17 protein-coding genes are annotated in these 18,518 nt (G+C 64.3%); 8 read left to right on the top strand and 9 right to left on the bottom strand.

Features of this window, described 5'->3' with window-relative positions; genetic code table 11:
• The first annotated feature begins 13 nt into the window (after window positions 1–13).
• From AC07VU_RS20965 to AC07VU_RS20955, 3 genes are all read left to right on the top strand, one after another.
• Window positions 14–499 (top strand): GFA family protein, encoded by a 486-nt coding sequence (locus tag AC07VU_RS20965; protein ID WP_150050539.1) that lies wholly within the window; start codon window positions 14–16, stop codon window positions 497–499.
• A gap of 104 nt (window positions 500–603) precedes the next feature.
• Window positions 604–849: a hypothetical protein gene (locus AC07VU_RS20960; RefSeq protein WP_495030390.1), complete on the top strand. Its 246-nt coding sequence runs from the start codon at window positions 604–606 to the stop codon at window positions 847–849.
• A 5-nt stretch (window positions 850–854) separates the two neighbouring features.
• Window positions 855–1,670, top strand: coding sequence for a MipA/OmpV family protein (locus AC07VU_RS20955; RefSeq protein WP_495030389.1), 816 nt, complete (start codon window positions 855–857; stop codon window positions 1,668–1,670).
• Between the two features lie 53 nt (window positions 1,671–1,723).
• On the opposite strand, the gene AC07VU_RS20950 is transcribed toward AC07VU_RS20955, so the two are convergent.
• From AC07VU_RS20950 to AC07VU_RS20940, 3 genes are all read right to left on the bottom strand, one after another.
• Window positions 1,724–2,989, bottom strand: coding sequence for an ATP-binding protein (locus tag AC07VU_RS20950; RefSeq protein WP_495030388.1), 1,266 nt, complete (start codon window positions 2,987–2,989; stop codon window positions 1,724–1,726).
• On the bottom strand, window positions 2,990–3,697 hold the full coding sequence (locus tag AC07VU_RS20945) for a winged helix-turn-helix domain-containing protein (RefSeq protein ID WP_007923858.1): 708 nt from the start codon (window positions 3,695–3,697) through the stop codon (window positions 2,990–2,992).
• Between the two features lie 172 nt (window positions 3,698–3,869).
• Complete coding sequence (locus AC07VU_RS20940; RefSeq protein WP_457276195.1) at window positions 3,870–4,475, bottom strand: MiaE family protein; 606 nt, start codon at window positions 4,473–4,475, stop codon at window positions 3,870–3,872.
• 239 nt (window positions 4,476–4,714) lie between these two features.
• Here AC07VU_RS20940 and AC07VU_RS20935 point away from each other — a divergent pair, with 239 nt between their 5' ends.
• Window positions 4,715–5,578 (top strand): universal stress protein, encoded by an 864-nt coding sequence (locus tag AC07VU_RS20935; protein WP_007923862.1) that lies wholly within the window; start codon window positions 4,715–4,717, stop codon window positions 5,576–5,578.
• 116 nt (window positions 5,579–5,694) lie between these two features.
• On the opposite strand, the gene AC07VU_RS20930 is transcribed toward AC07VU_RS20935, so the two are convergent.
• Window positions 5,695–6,165, bottom strand: coding sequence for a DUF1289 domain-containing protein (locus tag AC07VU_RS20930; protein WP_009043436.1), 471 nt, complete (start codon window positions 6,163–6,165; stop codon window positions 5,695–5,697).
• 407 nt (window positions 6,166–6,572) lie between these two features.
• Here AC07VU_RS20930 and acnB point away from each other — a divergent pair, with 407 nt between their 5' ends.
• From acnB to AC07VU_RS20910, 4 genes are all read left to right on the top strand, one after another.
• A complete protein-coding gene (gene acnB / locus AC07VU_RS20925) occupies window positions 6,573–9,173 on the top strand; it encodes a bifunctional aconitate hydratase 2/2-methylisocitrate dehydratase (RefSeq protein WP_007923866.1) in 2,601 nt (866 codons plus the stop codon).
• Window positions 9,174–9,531: 358 nt separating this feature from the next.
• Window positions 9,532–9,801: a hypothetical protein gene (locus tag AC07VU_RS20920; RefSeq protein WP_495030387.1), complete on the top strand. Its 270-nt coding sequence runs from the start codon at window positions 9,532–9,534 to the stop codon at window positions 9,799–9,801.
• Between the two features lie 341 nt (window positions 9,802–10,142).
• Window positions 10,143–10,868 carry an autoinducer binding domain-containing protein gene (locus AC07VU_RS20915; protein ID WP_087087868.1) on the top strand — a complete coding sequence of 242 codons (726 nt, stop codon included), beginning with the start codon at window positions 10,143–10,145 and terminating at the stop codon, window positions 10,866–10,868.
• Window positions 10,869–10,898: 30 nt separating this feature from the next.
• A complete protein-coding gene (locus tag AC07VU_RS20910) occupies window positions 10,899–11,558 on the top strand; it encodes an acyl-homoserine-lactone synthase (RefSeq protein ID WP_277588531.1) in 660 nt (219 codons plus the stop codon).
• Here the strand turns inward: AC07VU_RS20910 and AC07VU_RS20905 are convergent.
• From AC07VU_RS20905 to AC07VU_RS20885, 5 genes are all read right to left on the bottom strand, one after another.
• Window positions 11,540–12,820 (bottom strand): serine/threonine transporter, encoded by a 1,281-nt coding sequence (locus AC07VU_RS20905; RefSeq protein WP_007923872.1) that lies wholly within the window; start codon window positions 12,818–12,820, stop codon window positions 11,540–11,542. The two genes, AC07VU_RS20910 and AC07VU_RS20905, sit on opposite strands and share 19 nt — an antisense overlap.
• A 386-nt stretch (window positions 12,821–13,206) precedes the next feature.
• Window positions 13,207–13,434, bottom strand: coding sequence for a formate dehydrogenase subunit delta (locus AC07VU_RS20900; RefSeq protein ID WP_274306507.1), 228 nt, complete (start codon window positions 13,432–13,434; stop codon window positions 13,207–13,209).
• Window positions 13,431–16,307: a formate dehydrogenase subunit alpha gene (gene fdhF / locus AC07VU_RS20895; protein ID WP_495030386.1), complete on the bottom strand. Its 2,877-nt coding sequence runs from the start codon at window positions 16,305–16,307 to the stop codon at window positions 13,431–13,433. The genes AC07VU_RS20900 and fdhF overlap by 4 nt, the downstream gene beginning before the upstream one ends.
• On the bottom strand, window positions 16,304–17,863 hold the full coding sequence (locus AC07VU_RS20890) for a formate dehydrogenase beta subunit (RefSeq protein ID WP_495030385.1): 1,560 nt from the start codon (window positions 17,861–17,863) through the stop codon (window positions 16,304–16,306). The genes fdhF and AC07VU_RS20890 overlap by 4 nt, the downstream gene beginning before the upstream one ends.
• Complete coding sequence (locus tag AC07VU_RS20885) at window positions 17,857–18,339, bottom strand: formate dehydrogenase subunit gamma (RefSeq protein WP_038579753.1); 483 nt, start codon at window positions 18,337–18,339, stop codon at window positions 17,857–17,859. Before AC07VU_RS20885 ends, AC07VU_RS20890 begins: the two co-directional genes overlap by 7 nt.
• Window positions 18,340–18,518 lie beyond the last annotated feature (179 nt).

The following is an 18,518-nucleotide window of genomic DNA, read 5'->3' as shown; positions in this document are numbered from 1 at the left end:
GTCGGAGGTCGTCATGCAACTCGAAGGTTCCTGCCATTGCGGCGCTGTCCACTTCAGCCTGACCAGCGCCCACCCCTACCCTTATCAACGCTGCTACTGCTCGATCTGCCGCAAGACCCAGGGCGGCGGCGGGTATGCGATCAACCTCGGCGGCGATGCCGCCAGCCTGAAAGTCCGCGGCCGCCAGCACATCTCGATTTACCACGCGCTGCTCAGGGAACCCGGCAAACGTGCCCGGCGCAGCAGCGCCGAACGGCATTTCTGCAGCCGCTGCGGCTCCGGGTTGTGGCTGTTCAGCCCAGAGTGGCCGGAACTGATCCATCCCTTTGCCTCGGCCATCGACACGCCGTTGCCGATACCGCCGGAACACACCCACCTGATGCTCGACTCCCGGGCGCCCTGGGTGGAAATCGACTGGCACCCCCACGACCTGCAATTCGCCCACTACCCCGAGGAATCCATCGCTCAGTGGCATGAGCGCCTGGACCTGGAACGTTAAGCGCCGGGCATTCACAGTCTTTGACAGTTTTGCGACAAAGCTGCCAAAGATTGCCCGCGCCCGCGTCCCTAGCATGAGCGCATCCATTTCCCCACGGGTGCGTCATGTACGGTCGGTTTTCCACGCTTCTCATGGGTGTGTTGCTCGGCGGCCTCAGTTGCCAGGGCACGCCGCCCCCGACGCCCAGCGTCGAACCGCCGCCTGAAATCGCCACGCCACCCGAGACCGCCCTCCGCGCCAAGCCAGCCCCTGTCGCCCCGGTGCGCAAGGTCGCCCAGCGCCCGCGCGATGGCCTGGGCAGTTCCTATTCCACTCCCAACGACCACTCCCACACCCTGCTGAGTTTCTAGCCGCGATGAAGACCTCGATCCGTCCGAAAACCTTGTGCCTGTCCCTTGCGTCGCTACCTCTGGCTTCGCTGTGCCTGCTGACGTCCTGCGGCCCGCTCTACGCCGCGGACTGGCAGTACCAGCTGCAAGCCGGCGTGGCCAGCCTGCCGCGCTACAGCGGCAGCGACGAACGCACAGTCGCGCCGATCCTGGGCGGCGCAATCGTCAGCCCCTACGGGGTGTTTCTCAACACCGAACAGGGCCTTGGCTGGGGTAACGAATGGGGCGACCTGGCGTTCAGCACCTGGGTCGGCCCCAGCGAGGCACGCAAGGACCGCAAGCACGGCTACAAGGGTTCGGACCATCTGGCCGGCATGGGCTCGATCAAGTCCCGCGCGCAGTTTGGCGCTCACCTGGGCTACACCCTGGGCACCGTGGAGCTCGGGGCCACGCTGCAGCATGCGCTGAAGAAGAACGACGACCCGGACACCGGCTCGGCCTACAACCACCTGCAACTGAGCATTGGCAGCACGCTGTATGAAGGCCAGTACGGACGCCTCGAGGGCAGCCTCAACAGCCAGTTCGGCGACGGCGACTACCTGCGCACCTGGTATGGCGTCAGCAGCGCCCAGGCCGGCAGGACCCGCTTCGGCACCTATCGGCCCAAGGGCGGTTTTCTCAGCCGGGGCGGCGACCTGACCTGGACAGTGCCGGTCAGTGAACAGATGAACATGTCGACGGTGCTGGCGCTGCAGTACCTGGGCCGGGAAGCGGCGGACAGCCCGATTGTCGAGCGGCGGCTGCAGACGTCGTTGGCGACCACCCTGGAGTACAGCTTTTAAGCGGTGTTGGCCGCTCTGACGTTATCGCGCGCAAGCTGCCTGGGCTATTCGACCTACGCCCAGGTCATGCGAAACGACGCGCCGCCCCATTGCGAATCCGTCACCTCGACCTGACCGCCGTGGGACTGCGACACCCGCCGCACCAGCGCCAGGCCGAGGCCGAAGCCGCCGGTGCGGCGGTCGCGGCTGGCGTCGAGCCGGGAGAACGGCTCGAAGATCTTCGCCCGCCCTGCCACCGGCACGCCCGGGCCGTCGTCGTTGACCTGGACCTCATAGCCCTGCCCGACCTGCACCAGGGACACCTCGACGCGCCGTTCGGCGTAGCGAATGGCATTGCGCAGCAGGTTGATCACCGCCCGCGCCATGAACCGCGGTTCGATGCTGATGTACTCGACCTCACAGGCCCGGATCGCCATCTGCACCCCCGCCGCTTCCGCCTCCAGGGCGACACTGCCGACCACGCTGTCGAGCCAGTTGCGGGCCTGGATGGTCTCGCGGTTGATCACCGTGGCGCCGTGTTCCAGGCTGGCGTAGGTCAGCAGTTCGGAAACCATTTCCTCCAGCTCGCCGAGGTCGGCGTACATGTCGGCGATCAGTTCGCGGTTCTGCCGCGGGTCGGACTGCTTGAGCTGGTCGAGCTCGAACGACAAGCGGGCGATGGGCGTGCGCAACTCATGGGACACCGCGTTGGTCAGCTCGCGCTGATTGGCGATCAGGCCTTCGATGCGGCTGGCCATCTGGTTGAAGTGCTGCGCCAGGTCGCGCACGTTGGAGCGCCGCGGCAGGCGGATGCGCGAGCCCAGGTCGTTATTGCCGAAGCGCTGGGCCGCCAGGCGGATCAGCTCCAGGTCGCGCCAATGCGGGCGTACCCAGAAATACAGGACCAGCGCCAGGCTGGCCCCGAGAAAGGCATAGGCCCAGAAATACAGCCACTTGGGCTCTTCCGGCAGGCGGATGCTCAGCAACTGCGGGCCGCCGTCGAGGTTGGCGATGAACTCGCTGAAGTCGCCGCGCACCACCAGTTTGTTCTCGGCCAGCAGCTGGCGTTCGCGCTCGGACAGGTCCAGCTCATCCGCCTGCAACAGCCTCAGGCGCATGCCGTAGTGTTGTTGCAGCTCGGCCAGCCGCTGCTCGCGCGCCGCCCCCGTGACCGGCGACAGTTGGTTGACCAGGCTGTATCCCGGCCCGCGCATGGCCTCGCGGTTGTAGGTTTCGTTGGCGTCCGGCAACAGCTCGGAAAAGGTGTAGTTGACCGCCCAGATGGCCCCCGCCAGCCCCAGGGCCAGGATGATGTACAGACGCAGAAACAGCCGCAGCATCTAGAGCTCCCAGGCGAATGGATTGAACAGGTAGCCCTTGCCCCAGATGGTCTTGATGCACACCGGCTCGCGAGGGTTGTCCTGGAGTTTGCCGCGCAGCTTGCTGATGTAGACATCGACGCTGCGGTTGAGGCCGTCGAAGGCGATGCCGCGCATGCGGTTGAGGATGTCGTCGCGGGAGAGGATCTTGCCCGCCGAGCTGGCCAGCAGCCACAGCAGCTCAAACTCCATGGTGGTCAACTCGATCAGCTCGCCGGCCAGGCGCACTTCCCGGCAACTGCGGTCGAGGGTCAGGCTGCCGAACTCCAGCGCGCCGCGCACCGTCGGCTCCGGCACCTGGCGCCGTTGCAGGGCGCGCAGGCGGGCCAGCAGCACCGGCGGCTTGATCGGTTTGATCACGTAGTCGTCGGCGCCGGACTCAAGACCGAGGATATGGTCCAGGTCGTCTTCCTTGGCGGTGAGAATGACGATGGGCGTGTCCGCCACATTGCGGATCTCCCGGCACACGTGCAGGCCGCTCTGGCCCGGCAGCATCAGGTCGAGGACGACGATTTTCGGCTTGAACTCGAGAAAGGCCGCCAGCGCCACATCGCCACGATGTACCGTCAGGACCTCGAAACCGTGTTGGGACAGGAAGTGCGCGATCAGCCCGGCGAGCTTCTCGTCATCTTCCACCAGCAATACTTTGCCAAGACCCGGGTTATCCATAAATACCAGTCTGAGTGCGCACAATTGGGGCGCGCATTATAGGCGGCATCGGATAAGCCTGAGACCAGGGCAGACAGCAAAAACCGGCCCAGATGGCCGGTTTTCAATGATGTTTCATGCTTTTAAGAGTTTTTTACAATTTGCCCGTAGTTTTGAACCGACTTGGGCCGTTTTACAGAGTAGGCACGCCGCTGTGGAAGCGGAACTCCACGTCCGGCGACTCGATCAGTTCACGCTCGGCGGCGCGCACCTTCTGGATCACCTGGGCGATATCCTTGGCGTCGCCGTACTGATAGGCCAGCTTCAGGTAACCCTGGAAGTGCCGGGCCTCGCTTTTCAGCAGGCCGAAGTAGAACTTGCCCAGCTCTTCGTCCAGGTGCGGCACCAGCGCCTCGAAACGCTCGCAGCTGCGGGCCTCGATAAAGGCGCCGACCACCAGGGTATCCACCAGCTTCACCGGTTCGTGGCTGCGCACCACCTTGCGCAGGCCCGAGGCATAACGCCCGGCCGACAACTGGCGCAGTTCGATCTTGCGCCGCTTCATCAGGCGCATGACCTGTTCGTGGTGCACCAGTTCCTCCCGGGCCAGGCGCGACATCATGTTGATCAGGTCGACATGGGAGTGGTACTTGGCGATCAGGCTCAGGGCCGTGCTGGCCGCCTTGAACTCGCAGTTCTTGTGGTCGATCAGCAGGGTTTCCTGATCCGCCAGGGCCGCCTGGACCCAGGCATCCGGCGTGGGGCAGCCGAGGAACTCGTGAATTTCCGGCAGGTTCATGGTCGTTCGTCCTTCAGGGCAGCCTTCAAGGAAATGAGCGCGCAAGGCAGGACGGTGGCGACTTCAGGGATCGATAACATGGGGCTCACGGCATAAGGGTTCACGGCGAAGGGCGCCGATTATACCGGCCGCGCCACAGACCACCAGCCGCGGCGCTTGATGTGCGTCAACAGCCACGGCGACGCGCAGCAACTATAGTTGTGCAACATAGCCTTCATCCCTCTCTGGAGATCCCGACCATGCAAGCCATCCGCAGCATCCTGGTGGTCATCGAGCCCGAGCATTCCGAAAGCCTCGCGCTCAAGCGCGCCAAGCTGATCGCCGGGGTGACCCAGGCCCATCTGCACCTGCTGGTGTGCGACAAGAAGCACGAGCATTCGGCGCTGTTGAGCGTGCTCAAGAGCAGCCTGCTGAGCGAGGGCTACAGCGTGACCACCGAGCAGGCCTGGAACGACAGCCTGCACAGCACCATCATCGACGTGCAGCAGGCCGAAGGCTGTGGCCTGGTGATCAAGCAGCACTTTGCCGACAACCCGCTGAAAAAGGCCCTGCTCACCCCCGCCGACTGGAAACTGCTGCGCTACTGCCCAAGCCCGGTGCTGCTGGTGAAAACCGCCAAGCCCTGGACCGGCGGCGTGATCCTGGCGGCCATCGATGTCGGCAACACCGACGGCGAGCACCGTACCCTGCATGCCAGCATCATCGACCATGGTTTCGACATCGCCAGCCTGGCCAAGGCGCAGTTGCATGTGATCAGCGCCCATCCGTCGCCGATGCTGTCGGCGTCCGACCCGGTGTTCCAGCTCAAGGAAACCATCGAGGCGCGCTACCGCGAACAGTGCAAGGCGTTCCAGGCCGAGTTCGACATCGACGATACCCACCTGCATATAGAGGAAGGCCCGGCGGACGTGCTGATCCCGCACACCGCCCATGAGCTGCAGGCGGCGCTGACCATCATCGGCACAGTGGCGCGCACCGGGATTTCCGGGGCGCTGATCGGCAATACCGCGGAAGTGGTGCTCGATGCCCTGGAAAGCGACGTGCTGGTGCTCAAGCCGGAGGACATCATGGACCACCTGGAAGAGGTGGCCGGCAAGCATTGAGGGATGGGTTAGCAGAGAAAACGCTATCGCGGGCAAGTCGGATCGCCGCCCGCTCGCTCCTACAGATGAATGTGTGCTTCTGTAGGAGCGAGGCTTGCCCGCGATGCTTTTAGCGGTCAGGCGCCAAAGGCGTCCTTGAGGAACCCCGGGGCGATATAACGCTGGTAGTGGGCTTCCGACAGGAGGAAAAACTCCCGATCGATGGCATCGCGCAATTCCGGCAGTTCCCAGTCGCGAAACTCCGGCAGCAACACCATCCCATAGGCTTCCAGCTGGTTGATCACCCGCGCCCCGCGGGCGATCAGCTGATAGGCCCAGCAATATTCCGACTGGTGCGGCACGAAGCGGATCTTGCGCTGCTCCAGTTGCTCGCGCAGCCGCTGGGGGTCGAAGACTTCCAGCTTGGCCGCCATCACCTGCACCAGCAATTGCTCGAGACGCAGCCACACCGCGTGCTTTTCTTCCTCGTTGTAGCCGTTCCAGTGGATCACTTCATGGTGGAAACGCTTGCAGCCACGGCACACCAGGTCACCGTAGACAGTGGAGCAGAGGCCGACGCAGGGGGTCTTGATGGTCTGATTGGGCATAAGTAGGCAATTGGCGGAAAAAAGCGAAACAGGTCCGCATGTTAGCCCTTTGTCTAACATTGATCACCCCTCAAACTTCGGGGGCGAACTTACCTTAATTTTTTTTTTGCCGTAGAATCAGCCAGCCTTTTTAGGCGCCAATGTCCGTTAGAAGCTGTTTTCAAAGCGTCACGAGCACAGTCGTTCCTTCAGAGCGGTGTTGGCGATGGGTCTTTCCAGCGGGGAAAGCCCAGCGCCAACCCTCATCAGCTCCCGTTCTGCAGGCGTAAAACTTTGAAAGCAGCTTCTGTAAGGAATTGCCGGTAATTCTGGCTAAGCGACCCACAACGTCACGCAGCGCATGAGTACGGCAATTTCGGGATGAGCGTCCCGGACACCCATTTGGGACCACTGATGAGGGTAATACTGTGCTTGAAGCCTACCGCAAACATATCGAAGAGCGTGCAGCCCTGGGTATCGTTCCCCAGCCGCTAAACGCCGAACAAACTGCAGGCCTGGTCGAGCTGCTGAAGAATCCCCCCGCTGGCGAAGAAGCCTTCCTCGTTGACCTGATCACCAATCGCGTTCCGCCAGGAGTCGACGAAGCCGCCTATGTGAAGGCCGGTTTCCTCTCCGCGCTGGCCAAAGGCGAAGCCAAATCCCCTCTGCTGGACAAGAAGCGCGCCGTTGAACTGCTGGGCACCATGCAGGGCGGCTACAACATCGTGACCCTGGTCGAGCTGCTGGACGACGCCGAGCTGGCGCCGGTCGCGGCCGCACAGCTCAAGCACACCCTGCTGATGTTCGATGCCTTCCACGACGTCGCGGAAAAAGCCAAGAACGGCAACGTTCACGCCCAGGGCGTACTGCAATCCTGGGCCGACGGCGAGTGGTTCAAGAACCGCCCGGTACTGGCCGACAAGATCAGCCTGCGCGTGTTCAAGGTAACGGGCGAAACCAACACCGACGACCTGTCCCCTGCCCCGGATGCCTGGTCCCGTCCTGACATCCCGCTGCACGCCCTGGCGATGCTGAAAATGGCCCGTGACGGCATCGTTCCGGACGAGCAAGGCAAGACCGGCCCGATGAAGCAGATCGAGGAAATGCGCGGCCAGGGCTTCCCGATCGCCTACGTCGGCGACGTAGTCGGCACCGGTTCGTCCCGTAAATCGGCAACCAACTCCGTGCTGTGGTTCTTCGGCGACGACGTTCCTTACGTGCCGAACAAGCGCGCAGGCGGTTTCTGCTTCGGCAGCAAGATCGCACCGATCTTCTACAACACCATGGAAGACGCCGGCGCCCTGCCGATCGAATTCGACGTGTCGAAGATGAACATGGGCGACGTGATCGACCTGTACCCGCACGCCGGTAAAGTCACCAAGCACAACAGCGACGAAGTCCTGGCCACCTTCGAAATGAAGACCCCGGTCCTGCTCGACGAAGTCCGTGCCGGCGGCCGTATCCCGCTGATCATCGGCCGTGGCCTGACCGAGAAGGCCCGTACCGAACTGGGCCTGCCACCTTCGGACCTGTTCAAGAAGCCGGAAGCGCCGGCCGAAAGCACCAAGGGCTTCACCCTGGCGCAGAAAATGGTCGGCAAGGCGTGCGGCGTGACTGGCGTGCGTCCAGGCACCTACTGCGAACCGAAGATGACCACCGTCGGCTCCCAGGACACCACTGGCCCGATGACCCGTGACGAACTGAAGGACCTGGCTTGCCTGGGCTTCTCCACCGATCTGGTGATGCAGTCGTTCTGCCACACCGCGGCCTATCCGAAGCCGATCGACGTCACCACCCACCACACCCTGCCTGACTTCATCATGACCCGTGGCGGCGTGTCCCTGCGTCCGGGCGACGGCATCATCCACAGCTGGCTGAACCGCATGCTGCTGCCAGACACCGTCGGCACCGGTGGCGACTCCCACACCCGTTTCCCGATCGGCATCTCGTTCCCGGCCGGTTCCGGCCTGGTGGCCTTCGCCGCCGCCACTGGCGTCATGCCGCTGGACATGCCGGAATCGATCCTGGTCCGTTTCAAGGGCAAGCTGCAGCCCGGCGTCACCCTGCGTGACCTGGTTCATGCCATCCCTTACTACGCGATCCAGAAAGGCCTGCTGACCGTCGAGAAGAAAGGCAAGAAGAACGCCTTCTCCGGCCGCATCCTGGAGATCGAAGGTCTGGAAACCCTGACCGTCGAGCAAGCCTTCGAACTGTCCGACGCCTCGGCCGAACGTTCGGCTGCCGGTTGCACCATCAAGCTGTCCAAAGAGTCGATCGCCGAATACCTGCAGTCGAACATTACCCTGCTGCGCTGGATGATCGGCGAAGGCTACGGCGATGCCCGTACCCTGGAGCGTCGCGCCCAGGCGATGGAAGCCTGGCTGGCCAACCCTGAGCTGCTGGAAGCCGACAAGGACGCCGAGTACGCCGAAGTCATCGAGATCGACCTGGCCGACGTCAAGGAGCCTGTGCTCTGCGCGCCGAACGATCCGGACGACGCTCGCCTGCTCTCCAGCGTCGCTGGCGAGAAGATCGACGAAGTGTTCATCGGTTCCTGCATGACCAACATCGGTCACTTCCGCGCTGCCGGCAAGCTGCTGGATCAGGTCAAGGGCCAGCTGCCAACCCGTCTGTGGCTGTCGCCGCCGACCAAGATGGACGCTCACCAGCTGACCGAAGAAGGCTACTACGGCATCTACGGCAAGGCTGGCGCGCGCATGGAAATGCCGGGCTGCTCGCTGTGCATGGGTAACCAGGCCCGCGTCGAACCGAACTCCACCGTGGTTTCGACTTCGACCCGTAACTTCCCGAACCGTCTGGGTGACGGCGCGAACGTCTACCTGGCTTCGGCCGAGCTGGCGTCCGTTGCGTCGATCCTGGGTCGCCTGCCGACCGTCGAGGAGTACATGGAATACGCCGGCAAGATCGACAGCATGGCCGCGGACGTGTACCGCTACCTGAGCTTCGACCAGATCGCCGAGTTCCGTGAGGCTGCCGCGAACGCCAAGATTCCGGTGGTTCAAGCCTAAGGCTGCAAGGCAATGAAGAACGCCGCGTATCCCACGACGATACGCGGCGTTTTTTTATCCCTGCGATCCGCTCGCTAGTCGCTCTGGCGGCAGAACGCCAGGCGTCTTTACCTACCAGATCTGGTAGTTGTTAGCCCTCCCCCGCCCTTGCTAAAAATCACGCCACTGCCAACGGCGCCCGACGCTCGCCCGAATGTCGAACGCTGCCTGCTTGCCACGGCCTTGGGATGACAGATGTCAACCCGCGCCGATCGTTCGAAGCGCTCACACGACTATAAAAACATTCCGCGCACGACAGCTGGATCTCAGCTGCCGCGGATTCTTTCGCCCCGTCAAAAGCAACAAATGGAGGTGTGCTATGTGGCGTAACCATTGTGTGATCGAGAACGCGTTCAACGACTACCCAGGGCACGTCGAACAACCGGGCAACGACCCGCAGCGCAAGACTCATGTGCGCGATTGCCGCTTCGCGGTGATCGAGGACTGCGGGCATTTTCTCGACCTGGAATCGAGAACCGCCGCCGACAGCGTGCATCGCGCCCTGCTCGCCCCGTTGCTGCCGAGCGCCCGCGCAGCCCGCAAGCCAGCCACCGCTGTGGAACCCATCACCCGCCTGCGCTTTGCCTGAAGCTGTCCCCTGCCCCTTGGCCAGAGACGGCCAGAACACTCAAGGAAAAGAGTTATGCGCATGCTCGCCAGCGGTTTTGCCGGGGACGTCTTTTGCCCTTATCGGCCTGGCCAGTGCCTTTGCGGCACCCCGCCACACAGTGACATAGCACCGCAGGCCAGCCTTGGCCATGAGCCCCCTCCACGCCTACCACCGCCCCAATTGCCGGCCCCGCACCCAGATGGCCTGGTGCCGGGCGCCGGATCAGGGCAACTGCGGGGTTTTCTATGAATTTCATGAATGTTGACAGCGTATTGCCCTGGACTAGATTCCCTGACGTGCAAGGAATCAAGGCGAACGCCATGGAGAAACGACAGGATTTCATGCACTGGTGGAACGACCTGCGCATGGAGATGCTCAAGCAACAGGAGAGCGCACAGGTCTTTGCGCTGCTGGAACGGGAGGTCCGGTCCCTGGGGTTTGATTTTTACGCTTACGGAGTCAGGCATTCGATCCCCTTCACCCGCCCGAAAATCGACATCTATGGCTCTTATCCGCAAGCCTGGGTGGAGCGTTACCAGCAACAGAACTACGCCGCGATCGACCCGACGATCCTCAACGGCCTGCGCTCCACGGAAATGGTGGTCTGGAGCGACGCCTTGTTCGGCAAAGGCTCGGTGTTGTGGGGCGAGGCCCGGGAATGGGGCTTGCGGGTGGGCGCCACCTTGCCCATCCACACGCCCGACAGCGCCCTGAGCGTGTTGTCGGTGGCCCGTGAATGCACGGCGATCAGCGCCGTGGAACTGGAAGAAATCCGCCTGCGCCTGCGCTGCATCATCGAACTGGCGACCGTGCGCCTCGGCGAACTCGGGCACCCCAGCAGCCAGGCCGAACAGCTGGAACTGAGCGCGCGCGAGCGGGAAATCCTGCAATGGACGGCCGACGGCAAGAGTTCCGGGGAGATCGCCCTGATCCTGGGTATCTCGGTGAATACCGTGAACTTCCACCTCAAGGTCATCCAGAAGAAATTCGGCGCGGCCAACAAGACCCTGGCCGCCGCCTACGCCGCCGTCCTGGGGCTGATCTGACGCTTCACCCGACGATAAGGATATCGCCCCATGATCACTGTGATTTCACGGCATGAAAGCCAGCTTTCGCCGGCCCTGCGCGACGACCTCGGCCGCTATCGCCATGCGGTCTTCATCAAGCAATTGGGTTGGCGACTGCCCTCCAGCGCCAGCCAATGCGGACAGGAACTCGATCAGTTCGACCACGCCGACACCCGCTACACCCTGGCACTGGACAGCGAGGAAAAGGTCCATGGCTGCGCCCGGCTGCTACCGACCACCCAGCCCTATCTGCTGGCGGACGTGTTCGGTTTTCTCTGCGACCGGCCCTTGCCACGGCAGCACGACACCTGGGAAATCTCGCGTTTCGCCGCCTCGGCGCTGGAAGGCGGCAAGCTGCCGATGCGGGTGTTCTGGCACACCCTGCACACCGCCTGGACCCTGGGGGCGAACTCGGTGGTGGCGGTGACCACGCCGGCGCTGGAGCGTTATTTCCTGCGCCATGGCGTGGCGCTGAGCCGGCTCGGCCAGCCACAACGGGTCAACCGCGACCACTTGCTGGCCCTGGACTTTGCGGCCTACCAGAAAAACGGCCGCGCCGCGCTTTATACGCAGTCAGCGGCCGTGGCTTCGCTGAATCAGGCATTTCTGCGCGGCAACCCACCGCCAACGCGCGGTGGGCCGCCGGCGGGTCAGGCGCTCAGGGAGTAGACCAGCGCGGTGATGGCCACCAGGCCGACCAGGGTGACGAACACGTTGGAGGCCTGGCCGCGGTAGCGGGCCATGGCCGGCACCTTGCGGATGGCGTACATCGGCATCAGGAACAGGATGGCCGCGATGATCGGGCCGCCCAGGGTTTCGATCATCCCGAGGATGCTCGGGTTGAGCGTGGCGACTATCCAGCACACCACCAGCATGAAGGCCGCAGTCATGCGGTCCAGGGCCTTGGCGCCTGGACGGCGGCCGCTTTTCACGATCAGCCCCTTGAGGCCTTCGCTGGCGCCGATGTAGTGGCCCAGGAACGACTTGGCGATGGCCACAAACGCGATCAACGGCGCGGCAAAAGCGATGGTCGGGTTGCTGAAGTGGTTGGCCAGGTACGACAGGATCGACAGGTTCTGCGCCTTGGCTTCGGCCAGTTGGGCCGGCGACAGGGTCAGCACGCAGCTGAAGACGAAGAACAGCACCATCGCCACCATCAACAGGTGGGCGCGGGACAGGATCTGCGAGCTGCGCTCTTCGGCATGGGCGCCATACCGGCGCTTCTGGTCCACGGCGAAGGCCGAGATGATCGGCGAGTGGTTGAACGAGAACACCATGACCGGGATCGCCAGCCACAGGGTGTGCAGGAACGCCGAAGGTTCAGGCAGGGTACTGGCGGTGCTGAGGATGCCGCCGTTCCAGTGCGGAATCAGGAACACCGCGAGGAACAGCAAGGCGACGATGAACGGGTAGACCATCAGGCTCATGGCCTTGACGATCACCTGCTCGCCGCAGCGCACCACGGCCAGCAGGCCGAGGATCAGCACCAGCGACAGCACGGCGCGCGGCGGCGGCATGATGTGCAGCTGGTGCTCCATGAAGCTGCCCACGGTGTTGGTCAGGGCCACGCTATAGATCAGCAGGATCGGGAAGATGGCGAAGAAGTACAGCAAGGTGATCAGGGCGCCGGCCTTGATCCCGAAATGCTCCTCCACCACTTCGGTGATGTCCGCGCCGTCACGCCCGGAAAGCACGAAGCGGGTCAGGCCACGGTGGGCGAAGAAGGTCATTGGAAAGGCCAGCAGCGCCAGGACCAGCAGCGGCCAGAAGCCACCCAGGCCGGCGTTGATCGGTAAAAACAGGGTGCCCGCGCCGATGGCGGTGCCGAACAGGCCCAGCATCCAGGTAGTGTCTTGGCGATTCCAGCTAGCTAGGGTCGCTGGGGCTGCCGCTTCAAAGCGTTGATCAACGCTGTTGGCCTGATCATTCATCCGGTGGGATCTCCACATTCCGGTCATTTGCCACTCGGCCAGGGCGCGTCGGAGTACCCGACAGACAGAGCCCTTGCCGAAACAGGGGCGCGATTGTCCGGGATTACTCACCAGAAGCAAAGACTTAGCTGAGGAACGGTTTGCCGGTGCAGATGTCTGGAGCGCGGTTTTGCGGGGTCGGGCGTAACGTTTCATTGATCTGTGGCAAGCGCTGGCCCCGGGTTTCGGCTGGCCTGCGTGCCGGGCGCGCGGATCATCATCCCCATCGGCATGCCCCTGAAGACAGCAGGTGTGCCCATCAAACACAGAAGCCAGGGCAAGGCCCTGGCTTCTGGTTAGCTGCAACGAGGCGGTCCGGTTCAAGGTGTGCCCGCCATCGGCAAACGCTAGGTCTGCCCTTGCGTTTCCTCTTCCTTCAACGCCGCCTGCACCAGGGGGTGCAGCACCGCGCCGGGGTGTGTCACCTCCCAGGCGGTCAACTCTCTGCGCATGGCCGGCGTCCAGAAGCTTTTCAGGTGCTGGCGCACGCTACGCGCTGCCTGGGCCTTGTCCGGTTCGCTGGCGAAGAACTGGGCAATCTGGTTGGCCATCTTGATCAGGCTTTCGCTGCTCATCGGCGCACCTCGGCTTTCTCGGCGTGACGACGCTCCCGCAGCAGGCGCCCCTGTTCATCACTGAACGCCTGATAACGCTTCTGCCATTCGGAAGGCTGGTTGACCCGCACCACCTCTACCGCCGTCACCTTGTATTCCGGGCAGTTGGTGGCCCAGTCGGAGTTGTCGGTGGTGATCACGTTGGCGCCCGATTCCGGGAAGTGGAAGGTGGTGTAGACCACCCCCGGCGCCACCCGCTCGCTGACCTTGGCCCGCAGCACTGTCTGCCCGGCGCGACTGCCGATGCCGACCCAGTCGCCATCGACGATGCCGCGGTTCTCGGCGTCGGTCGGGTGGATTTCCAGGCGATCCTCCTCGTGCCAGGCCACGTTGTCGGTGCGCCGGGTCTGGGCGCCGACGTTGTACTGGCTGAGGATGCGCCCGGTGGTCAGCAGCAACGGGTAGCGGCTGTTGACCTTCTCCTCGGTGGGCACGTAGCCGGTGAGCATGAAGCGGCCCTTGCCGCGCACGAACTCATCGATGTGCATGGTCGGCGTGCCGTCCGGCGCGGCATCGTTGCACGGCCATTGCAGGCTGCCGTGCCGGTCCAGCTCGGTGTAGCTGACGCGGTGGAAGGTCGGCGTCAGGCGCGCGATCTCATCCATGATCTCTGATGGGTGGTTGTACTGCATTTTGTAGCCCAGGGCCTCGGCCAGGGCGATGGTGGCCTCCCAGTCGGCCTTGCCGGCCAGCGGCTCCATCACCTTGCGCACCCGCGAGATACGGCGCTCGGCGTTGGTGAAGGTGCCGTCCTTCTCGAGGAAGGAGCTGCCCGGCAGGAACACATGGGCGAACTTGGCCGTCTCGTTGAGGAAGATGTCCTGCACCACCACGCACTCCATGGCCGTCAGGGCGGCGGTCACGTGCTGGGTGTTGGGGTCGCTCTGGGCGATGTCCTCGCCCTGGCAGTAGAGCGCCTTGAAGGTGCCGTCCAGGGCCGCCTCGAACATATTGGGGATGCGCAGGCCCGGGTCGGGTTGCAGGGTCACGTTCCAGGCCTGTTCGAACTCGGCGCGCACCGCCTCGTTGGAGATATGCCGATAGCCAGGCAACTCGTGGGGGAAGGACCCCATGTCGCAGGAGCCCTGGACGTTGTTCTGCCCGCGCAGCGGGTTGACCCCGACACCCTCGCGGCCGATGTTGCCGGTGACCATCGCCAGGTTGGCGATGCCCATCACCGAGGTGCTGCCCTGGCTGTGCTCGGTGACGCCCAGGCCGTAGTAGATGGCTGCGTTGCCGCCGGTGGCGTAAAGCCGCGCGGCGTCGCGGATCTGTTTGGCCGGCACCCCGCAAATCGGCCCCAGGACCTCGGGGGAATTCTCCGCCAGGCTGACGAAATCGCGCCAGCGGGCGAAGTCCGCCGCTTCGCAGCGCTGATCGACGAAAGGCTGGTTGACCAGGCCCTCGGTGACAATCACATGAGCCAATGCGTTGAGCATCGCCACGTTGGTGCCCGGACGCAGCTGCAAATGCAGGTCGGCGCGGGCATGGGGCGAATCCACCAGGTCGATGCGCCGCGGATCGATGACGATCAGCCGCGCGCCCTGGCGCAGGCGGCGCTTGAGCTGGGAGCCGAATACCGGGTGCGCGTCGGTGGGGTTGGCGCCCATCACCAGGATGACGTCGGCCTGCATCACCGAGTCGAAACTCTGGGTGCCGGCGGATTCGCCCAGCGTCTGCTTGAGGCCGTAGCCGGTGGGCGAATGGCAGACCCGGGCGCAGGTGTCGACGTTGTTGTTGCCAAAGGCGGTGCGCACCAGCTTCTGCACCAGGTAGGTCTCTTCGTTGGTGCAACGGCTGGAGGTGATGCCGCCGATGGAGTCGCGCCCGTATTTCAGCTGGATGCGGCGCAACTCGCTGGCCGCGTAGGTGACCGCCTCTTCCCAGCTGACTTCCTGCCACGGATCGCTGATGTGCTTGCGGATCATCGGCTTGGTGATGCGGTCCGGGTGGGTGGCGTAGCCCCAGGCGAAGCGGCCCTTGACGCAGGAATGGCCGTGATTGGCCTGGCCGTTCTTGTCCGGGACCATGCGCACCAGCTGCTCGCCTTTCATTTCCGCGCGGAAGGAGCAGCCCACGCCACAGTAGGCGCAGGTGGTGATGACGCTGCGCTCGGGCTGGCCGATTTCCACCACGCTCTTTTCCATCAGGGTGGCGGTCGGGCAGGCCTGCACGCAGGCGCCGCAGGACACGCACTCGGAGTCGAGGAAATTGTCGCCGCCGGCCGCCGCCACCCGGGAATCGAAGCCGCGCCCGCTGATGGTCAGGGCGAAGGTACCCTGGGTTTCCTCGCAGGCACGCACGCAGCGGTTGCAGACGATGCACTTGCTCGGGTCGTAGTCGAAATAGGGGTTGGAGACATCCTTCTGTTCGTCCAGGTGGTTGGCGCCCTCATAGCCGTAGCGCACTTCCCGCAGGCCCACCTGCCCCGCCACCGTCTGCAACTCGCAATTGCCGTTGGCCGAGCAGGTCAGGCAGTCCAGCGGGTGGTCGGAGATATACAGCTCCATCACGTTGCGCCGCAGGCTGGCGAGCTTGGAAGTCTGGGTGTGGACGACCATGCCCTCGGTCACAGGCGTAGTGCAGGAGGCCGGATAGCCGCGCATGCCCTCGATCTCCACCAGGCACATGCGGCAGGAGCCAAAGGCTTCCAGGCTGTCGGTGGCGCAGAGTTTGGGGATAGTGGTGCCGAGCAACGCCGCGGCGCGCATCACCGAGGTGCCGGAGGCAACACTGATTTCCCGGCCGTCGATGGTCAGGCTGACCTGTACCTCGCTTTCGCGGGCCGGGGTGCCGAGGTCGATATCACTGGTAGGGTCGAAGATATTGATCATTGGTCGGCCTCCGTGGTCGCCAGACCGAAGTCGGCGGGAAAGTGCTTGAGGGCGCTGGCGACAGGGTAGGAAGTCATCCCGCCCAGGGCACAGAGCGAGCCGTATTGCAGGGTGTCGCAAAGGTCTTGCAGCAGCAGCGCCTGTTCCTCACGGGCCGCGGCGTCGGTGCTGGCGATCAAGCGGTCCACCACCTCCACTCCACGGGTCGAGCCGATCCGGCACGGCGTGCACTTGCCGCAGGACTCCTCGGCGCAGAACTGCAAGGCGAAACGGGCCATGTGGGCCATGTCCAGGCTGTCGTCGGCGACCACCACGCCACCGTGGCCGAGCATCGCGCCCATGGCGGCGAACGCTTCGTAGTCCAGCGGCGTATCGAACTGCGCGGGGGGCACCCAGGCCCCCAGCGGCCCGCCCACTTGCGCCGCCTTCAATGGCCGGCCGCTGGCGGTACCCCCGCCATAACCTTCCACCAGCTCACGCAGGCTCAGGCCGAAGGCGCGTTCCACCAGGCCCGCCTGGCGGACGTTGCCGGCCAGCTGGAACGGCATGGTGCCCAGGGAACGCCCCATGCCGAAGTCGCGATAGAACTGCGCGCCCTTCTCCAGGATGATCGGCACCGAAGCCAGGGTCAGCACGTTGTGCACCAGCGTTGGCAAGCCGAACAGGCCCTGCAGGGCCGGCAGCGGCGGCTTGGCGCGAACCGTGCCGCGCTTGCCCTCGAGGGATTCCAGCAGCGCCGTTTCCTCACCGCAGATGTAGGCGCCGGCCCCGACCCGCACGTCCAGGTCGAAGGGGCGGCCGCTACCGCCGACGTTCGCCCCCAGGTAACCGGCCTCGCGGGCGATGCGCAGGGCCTCGTTCAGGGTGCCGATGGCGTCCGGGTATTCCGAGCGCACGTAGATATAGCCCTTGCTGGCCCCCACCGCGATGCCGGCGATGATCATGCCTTCGATCAGCAGGAAGGGATCGCCTTCCATCAGCATGCGGTCGGCGAAGGTGCCGGAGTCGCCTTCATCGGCGTTACAGACCACGTATTTCTGGGCACCCGCCGCTTCGCGCACGGTGCGCCACTTGATCCCCGCCGGAAAGGCCGCGCCCCCCCGGCCGCGCAGGCCGGAGTCGAGCACGCTGGCGACCACCTGCGCGCCCTCCATCTGGATGGCCCGGGCCAGGCCCTGGAAACCGCCCTGGGCGCGGTAGTCGTCCAGGGACAGCGGTTGAGTGATGCCGGCCCGAGCGAACAGCAGGCGCTGCTGGCTCTGCAGATAAGGGATCTGCTCCACCGGCCCCAGGGCCAACGGATGGCTGCCGGGGTCGCCCGCCAGGGCGTCGAGCAGGCTCGGCACGTCCTCCGGAGTGAGGGGGCCGAAACCCAGGCGGCCGTCGGCGCTGTCCACTTCCAGCAGCGGCTCCAGCCAATAAAGGCCACGGGAACTGGTGCGGCACAGCTCCAACGGCAATTGTCGACGCTCGGCCTCACGCACCAGCGCAACGGCCACCTTGTCCGCGCCCACGGCACGGGCCACCGAATCGCGGGGGATATAGAGCTTCAGCATGCGCCATCCTCCAGGCAGCCACTCACCAGCTGGCGCAGGCGCTCGGGGGTGATCCGGGCGTGCAGTTCGCCGTCCAGTTCCAGGGCCGGCGAACAGGCGCAGGCCCCCAGGCAATAGACCGGTCGCAGGTTGATACTGCCGTCGGCCGTGGTGCCATGGTCGTCCAGCAACAGTTGTTCGCGCAGCTGCGCGGCCAGGCCTTCGGCGCCCCGGCTCTGGCAGGACTCGGCCCGGCACAGGCGCAGGGTATGGCGCGCGGGCGGCGTGGTACGGAAATCGTGGTAGAAGCTGATCACGCCGTGCACTTCAGCCAGGCTGAGGTTGAGGGCATGGGCGATCTCGGGGATGGCGGTGTCGGGGATGTACCCGCAACCGTCCTGAATGGCGTGGAGAATGGGCAACAAGGCACCGGGAGTGTCCTTTTCGCGCTCCAACACGCTGTGAATCAGAGGCAGGTGAAGCGTGTCATCAGACATAAACGTACCTCGGCATCTCGAACGACATCGCTACATAGCGGTAGCCGTCCGGAGTCTTCGGCTGCAGCGCCCGGCCACGTCACGGAGGCGTGGATCCTCGGTCGCCATTCTTGCTCTCCGGCCAAGTGTCTTGGCGCACCGGGTCCGGGGCATCCTGGAAGCTTGCCCATCGCCATGGT

The organism is Pseudomonas sp. GW821-FHT02B10 (assembly GCF_059421865.1).
This window is presented reverse-complemented; position numbering and strand designations above follow the sequence as displayed.

Bases quoted from the DNA above. Each gene is read 5' to 3' on its own strand.
- AC07VU_RS20890 (WP_495030385.1), bottom strand. From the start codon at position 17,863: ATGCTGAAGCTCTATATCCCCCGCGATTCGGTGGCCCGTGCCGTGGGC.
- AC07VU_RS20955 (WP_495030389.1), top strand. From the start codon at position 855: ATGAAGACCTCGATCCGTCCGAAAACCTTGTGCCTGTCCCTTGCGTCG.
- AC07VU_RS20900 (WP_274306507.1), bottom strand. From the start codon at position 13,434: ATGAGCAGCGAAAGCCTGATCAAGATGGCCAACCAGATTGCCCAGTTC.
- AC07VU_RS20935 (WP_007923862.1), top strand. From the start codon at position 4,715: ATGCAAGCCATCCGCAGCATCCTGGTGGTCATCGAGCCCGAGCATTCC.
- AC07VU_RS20950 (WP_495030388.1), bottom strand. From the start codon at position 2,989: ATGCTGCGGCTGTTTCTGCGTCTGTACATCATCCTGGCCCTGGGGCTG.
- AC07VU_RS20960 (WP_495030390.1), top strand. From the start codon at position 604: ATGTACGGTCGGTTTTCCACGCTTCTCATGGGTGTGTTGCTCGGCGGC.
- AC07VU_RS20940 (WP_457276195.1), bottom strand. From the start codon at position 4,475: ATGAACCTGCCGGAAATTCACGAGTTCCTCGGCTGCCCCACGCCGGAT.
- AC07VU_RS20915 (WP_087087868.1), top strand. From the start codon at position 10,143: ATGGAGAAACGACAGGATTTCATGCACTGGTGGAACGACCTGCGCATG.
- AC07VU_RS20920 (WP_495030387.1), top strand. From the start codon at position 9,532: ATGTGGCGTAACCATTGTGTGATCGAGAACGCGTTCAACGACTACCCA.
- AC07VU_RS20910 (WP_277588531.1), top strand. From the start codon at position 10,899: ATGATCACTGTGATTTCACGGCATGAAAGCCAGCTTTCGCCGGCCCTG.
- AC07VU_RS20905 (WP_007923872.1), bottom strand. From the start codon at position 12,820: ATGAATGATCAGGCCAACAGCGTTGATCAACGCTTTGAAGCGGCAGCC.
- AC07VU_RS20965 (WP_150050539.1), top strand. From the start codon at position 14: ATGCAACTCGAAGGTTCCTGCCATTGCGGCGCTGTCCACTTCAGCCTG.
- AC07VU_RS20930 (WP_009043436.1), bottom strand. From the start codon at position 6,165: ATGCCCAATCAGACCATCAAGACCCCCTGCGTCGGCCTCTGCTCCACT.
- AC07VU_RS20945 (WP_007923858.1), bottom strand. From the start codon at position 3,697: ATGGATAACCCGGGTCTTGGCAAAGTATTGCTGGTGGAAGATGACGAG.
- fdhF (WP_495030386.1), bottom strand. From the start codon at position 16,307: ATGATCAATATCTTCGACCCTACCAGTGATATCGACCTCGGCACCCCG.
- AC07VU_RS20885 (WP_038579753.1), bottom strand. From the start codon at position 18,339: ATGTCTGATGACACGCTTCACCTGCCTCTGATTCACAGCGTGTTGGAG.